This is a genomic window from Corallococcus sp. 4LFB, from assembly GCF_046520365.1.
GTDB classification, from domain to species: Bacteria; Myxococcota; Myxococcia; order Myxococcales; family Myxococcaceae; genus Corallococcus; species Corallococcus caeni.
In genome coordinates this window covers 1-5,268 of sequence record NZ_JBKGHJ010000533.1, presented here as the reverse complement: position 1 = coordinate 5,268, position 5,268 = coordinate 1, and the positions used below count along the sequence as shown (strand labels likewise).

At 71.2% G+C, this 5,268-nt stretch carries 4 protein-coding genes; 3 read left to right on the top strand and 1 reads right to left on the bottom strand.

What is annotated here, in order from left to right; all coding sequences use genetic code 11:
• Both ACLEQD_RS36140 and ACLEQD_RS36135 read left to right on the top strand, forming a co-directional pair.
• Positions 1-760: hypothetical protein (locus tag ACLEQD_RS36140; protein ID WP_410390424.1), on the top strand; the 760-nt coding region annotated here is incomplete at its 5' end.
• An 85-nt stretch (positions 761-845) separates the two neighbouring features.
• On the top strand, positions 846-2,303 hold the full coding sequence (locus ACLEQD_RS36135; RefSeq protein WP_410390422.1) for a hypothetical protein: 1,458 nt from the start codon (positions 846-848) through the stop codon (positions 2,301-2,303).
• Between the two features lie 117 nt (positions 2,304-2,420).
• On the opposite strand, the gene ACLEQD_RS36130 is transcribed toward ACLEQD_RS36135, so the two are convergent.
• Positions 2,421-2,990 carry a DUF2231 domain-containing protein gene (locus ACLEQD_RS36130; RefSeq protein ID WP_410390420.1) on the bottom strand — a complete coding sequence of 190 codons (570 nt, stop codon included), beginning with the start codon at positions 2,988-2,990 and terminating at the stop codon, positions 2,421-2,423.
• Positions 2,991-3,268: 278 nt separating this feature from the next.
• Between ACLEQD_RS36130 and ACLEQD_RS36125 the strand changes: the two genes are divergently transcribed.
• Positions 3,269-5,268: DEAD/DEAH box helicase (locus ACLEQD_RS36125; RefSeq protein ID WP_410390419.1), on the top strand; the 2,000-nt coding region annotated here is incomplete at its 3' end.

The following is a 5,268-nucleotide window of genomic DNA, read 5'->3' as shown; positions in this document are numbered from 1 at the left end:
GGCAGGGCACCTCCAGGTGTTCGACACCGCCACGCGCACCCTCCAGTGGGAGCGGGCCTGGGCCGAGGAAACGGGGCGCAAGGACTGGACGGTCCTCTCCGCGCTGATGACAGACGCGGCGACCGTCGTCCTCAACATCCAGGAGCCCCCGCCGCCGCCTCCCGCCTTCCCGACGAAACGCAACGTCGTCTCCTGTGACGCGACGGCGTGCCAGAACCTCCACGACCTGTATCCCAGTTGCTGGTATGCGCAGGGCCGCACGGACCTCCTGAGGTGTTCCGGTTACAGCCGGTGCAGCATCTGGAGTGGGTGCGAGTACCAGTACGCCTACTTCGATGCCACGGCGCGATACCTCACGACCACGGTGACGGACGGTCTGGGCCGGCCGGACATCGCCATCTCCGAGGACCTGACGCAGCACGTGTCGATGTTGCGAGGCGAGTCCACCGATACGCTCTACTGGAGCGGCCCCGCGGGGGACCGGAAGGTGGAGGCGCTGGGGGCTGTGGACATGGCGCTGTTCACCCTCCTGCCGGGCGCGGAACGCCTGGTGTTCGCCCAGCGGCTGACGCGCTCGAATGGGGAGTCCGAAACCCGCGTGGCCACCTGGGACGGAGTGACCCTGAAGGACCTGCTGTCACTGCCGGGCGTGCCCGCGAACGATGCGGCGTATTCCCCCGTGGTGCGTGACGCTCCCCTCTCGGTGTACGTGACCGTCGCGGGGCCGTCCTCCCTCAACATCGTCCGGATCCGGCTCTAGTTTCGGGCCGCGCTGCTTCGAAAGACTTCCGATGACTGCTCAAACACGAAGTGCCTCCCCGTTCCGGACGTGGAGGCTGCTGGGCTTGCTGCTGGCGAGCCTGGGCGCCGCCCATTGCAGTGGGGGCGTGGAGCCACAGCCACCTCCACGTCATGAAGACGTGGAGCAGCCGCCTCCACCGGTGGAGCCGGATGAGGAGGAGAAGACCTACTTTCCGGCCGTGGCCCGTGACGCCCGGCTGCTCCAGGTGGACGGAGCGCAGCGCGTCCTGCTGTCCATCCGCGCGGATGGCACCTACGCGCAGGCGCTTCCCACGGGAGACCCCGTGCGCATCGCGGACGTGGCGGAGGGGGCCGACATCACGGCAGACAGCCACACGGCGGTGCTGTGGAGCGCGGAGGTGGACGGCGAGCGGACCGTCTGGCTCTGGCGGCCCGGCACACCGGAGGCCCTCGTGCTCAGCCAGAAGGCGCGGGGCACGGTGCGGTATGACGCGGCCCAGAGCTACGTGGCCTTCCTGGAGCGGGACGACGCGGGAGCCACGTCCGTCCGCCTGGCGGTGACGGCGTCCTGCACGCCCGGCGACTGCGCGCTCCGGACGCCCCTCCAGGTCCAGGGTGGCACGCCGGTGCTCGAAAGCGGTGGCACCACGGTGTCCCTGGTGAATGGGTTGCACCGCTGGTTGATTGACGCGCCCTCCGGCACGGTCACGGACCTGGGCGACCTGCCGGGACCCTCGTTCCTGTCGCCCGGCGGGACCCGCTACGGCTGGGTGCTGGAGGATTCGCAGCATGTGCGGGTGTTCGACACCGCCACGGGCGCGCAGCTCTGGGAACAGGGCGGCAACCCCGCCCCTATCTACCTGAAATGGACCTACACCGGTGCGTTCATGTTCAACGAGGCGAGCGTCCTGGTGACCGCCTATGCGACGGAACAATGGGGAGGCCCCTCCCTCCCTGGATCCCACTTCATGGACAGGTGCTGGGATGAGGGTTGCAACATGGTGACCTCCCTCTCCGCGTGCAGTCCGGTCGTGCTCTCCGGACAGCCGGCGATGCATTGCCAGTCGGACCCCTGCATCACGCGTGGCTGCACGCCACCTCCACCGCAGCTCCGGAACGGAGAAGGGGCGTGGGTCCACACGGTCGGCAGCGGCACCCTGGCCGGTCCCTTCTTCAACCAGGGCTTCGCGGATGCGGTATCGCTCAAAGGCATCGCAGGGCAGACGGTATCGCTGGAATGGACACGGACGGAGTCGCTCTGGAAGCTGAGCCTGGAGACTCCTGCTCCGACGGCGCCCATCCAGTTCCTGCCGGACCAGCAGCGGGTGCTGTTCCATCAACCGGTGTCACAGAAGGACGGAACCGTCGAAAACCATCTCTGGACGTGGGACCGGTTCGAGCGCGTCGACCTGGGCCTGCTGGACGGAACGCCCGGTCCCACCCGCCTCATGCGGGACAACCCGCCCACGGCCTACATGGATGTCGACACCGCGAACGCGGACGGCACTACCACTCCGTCCATCGTTCGCGTCGAGCTCTGACGAGGCGTGCCCGCGGCGGTCCGGGCCCTGTGATGAGCCCGGCCGCGGTTCGTCCGCTTCGGTGCACTGGCGGACGACGGTGAAGTCCGAACACACGCGCTGCCGAGCAGCCTTCGGTCATCCTGCCCGTGCCGTCAGCGCGGCACGCGCCCGGCCCACGAGCCACGCGGCGCCCCGGCTCGCGTCCTTCACGAGCGCGACGGGGGCCCTGGGCGACAGCAGCAGGGGCCCCTTCAGCGTGCCCTGCGGCGCGTCCTCCGGCATCGGGTTGATGCCGACGCCCTCCTCGTAGACCATCTTCCCGCCAAGCGACGCCGTGTAGAGCGCGAAGGCGCACGCGCCCAGCCCCAGCGCCGTCGTCAGGGCGGTGGGTGCCTTCGCCTGCCGCCACGCCATGATGCCCAGCGCGCCCAGCGTGATGAAGGCATTGCCCACGCCGTGCAGGACCGTCATGTCCCGGGCGCGCGGCGAGTCCAGGCGCACCTCCTGGCTCGCGGCCAGGCCCGACACCCCGGCGAACACCGCGCTCGCCGCACCCGCCATCCACAGGCGGCGCCCCACCTTCTCCCAGGCGCGGTCCCCCGTCCTCATCACGATGAGGTCCGCCACGGCCGCCGTCGGCAGCAAGGCCAGCGGCATGTGCACCACCGCCGGGTGCAGCTCATGAAGCAGCATCTTCCTCTTCATCGTCCCCCTCCGGGTTCTCTTGAAGCGAAGGTAGCCATGGGGGTGGGCGCCCGCGCAGGCCCCCCGGTCGGAGCCCCCCTGCGTCCGGAAGATGGGCAGCGGACGACGTTCCCACTGGATTCACGTCCAGGGCCCTGCTCGCGACGGCTGCCTGCCTCCCCACCGCGGGCCTGGGCGAGCGAATCGCTTCCCCTGGACACCGCCCATGCGTATCACTGGCCTCCGTGCGTACCCCCACCGACCGATACCTCCCGCCTCGCGCCGACGCCTCCTCCTCCGTGGCACCCCAGCGCGGGCGGGTCATCGTCATCGCGCCCACGCGTGCCGCGTGCGAGACCATCGAGCTGGCGCTCGGGCTGGAGCTGCACACGTACCTGGCGGAGCACCACGGCGAGCGCCTCCGTGAGCTGGCCCGGAGCGGGCAGGGGTTCGGCATCGTCGCGGGCACCGGCACGGGCAAGACGCTCGCCATCCGCCCCATCGCGGAGGAGCTGGTGGGCCGCAAGCCCCTGCGGGTGGCGGTGGTCAACCGCGAGCGGGAGGCCACCGCGGAGACGCCGCTCGCGGACGTGGTCATCGTCACCACCGGCATCGCGCGGCGCTGGTTCCAGGGCGGCGTCATCCGGCGCGAGGACACGCTCATCGTGGATGAGATCCACCAGACCTCCGCGGAGCTGGAGCTGTGCCTGGCCCTGGGCAAGCGCGTGGGCTGCCGCTTCATCTGGCTGTCCGCCACCGTGGATCCGGCCTTCTACTCGCGCTACCTGGACAGCGCGGACGTGCTCCAGGTGTCCTCCTTCGACCCTCGCAAGGCGGCCACGGTGGAGGTGGAGCGCCGCCAGCCCCTGTCCTTCCTCGACGACGACTTCCTGCGGGACGTGCAGCGGCGGGGGCGCGGCGTGGGCGTGTTCCTGGCCACGCGCGCCGGGGTGGAGGAGGTGGCGGCCCACGTGCGCGAGAACGAGCCGGACATCCACGCGGCGCACTACCACGGCGGCGAGCCGCTGCGCGCCATCCGCCCCTTCCTGGAGGGCACGGCGCCCCGGCCCTTCGTGCTCGCGATGACGGCGGCGGGGCAGAGCGCGCTCAACGTGCCGGGGCTGGACACGGTCGTCATCGACGACATGCGCTTCACCAACCTGGTGGAGGGCGGCCGCAACATCCTCACCCGCGTGCACCTGGGCAACAACGAGCTCCTGCAGATGGCGGGGCGTGTGCACGGGCGGGTGGAGGGCGGACGCGTCTTCATCCTGAGCGACCGGCCGCTCCACTTCGCCTCGCTCAAGCCCACCGCGCCCGAGTTCCAGCTCGCGGGCGAGCCGGAGCGCGTGGCCCTCACCGCGGCGGCCCTGGGCGTGCGGGCGGACGCGCTGGACCTGCCCGTGCCGCTGGACCGCGACGCCTACCGCCGGGCGCTCGCGAAGCTCCAGGCGCGCAACATCGTGGACGCGGACGGCCGGCTGTCCGACTACGGCCGCGCGGTGGAGGCCCTGCCCGTGGAGCGCCCCTGGGCGGAGCTCATCGTCAACGCGGAGGACGCGCTGCTGCCGTTCCTCGCGGTGTGCAGCTCGGTGGAGTCGCTGCACCGGATGACGCGCGAGGAGCGCAACCTGGACGGCGTGCTCGTGCCCGGCAGCGACCACCTGACCGCGTACAACCTGTACGCGGAGGCCTTCCAGGAAGCGGGCACGGTGGGAGAGGTGCAGGGGCTGCCGCGCCACGTCTTCGACGCGGAGAAGCTCGCGGCCTGGACGGAGGGGCGCGGGGTGCTGGTGAAGGCCCTGGAGGACGCGGCGCTCGCGATGGCGAGCGTGTACCGGAGCGTGGGGCTGAAGCTGCCGGCGCACATGCCCCTCGCGAACACCCGCGTCTACCAGCGCTTCTGTGACCTGCTCGCGCGCTTCATGCCCTTCGACCTGGTCATCGACGAGCGCACGGCCCGGGGCGAGGTCGCGCGCGTGTCGAAGACGAGCGTGTGCGGCAACCTGGGCGCGGTGACGGGCCCGCTGCGCTACTTCGCCGACCGCAACGGCGACTCGCAGGCCGGCATCGAAGGCACCCAGCTGCCCCAGGCCCTGCTGCGCCGCTACGCCCGCCGTCACTCGGCGGCGCCTGTGTACGACGCGCGCTTCCGCTCGGTCGTGCTCGTGACGAGGGTGGACTTCTTCGGCTTCGCGCTGGAGCAGGAAGTGGAGGTGCTGCGCGCCTGGGGGCCGGAGCTCGCCAGGGCGGCCCGGCACGCGCTCGCCGAGGCGCTGGCGCGAGGCGAGGCGCCCCA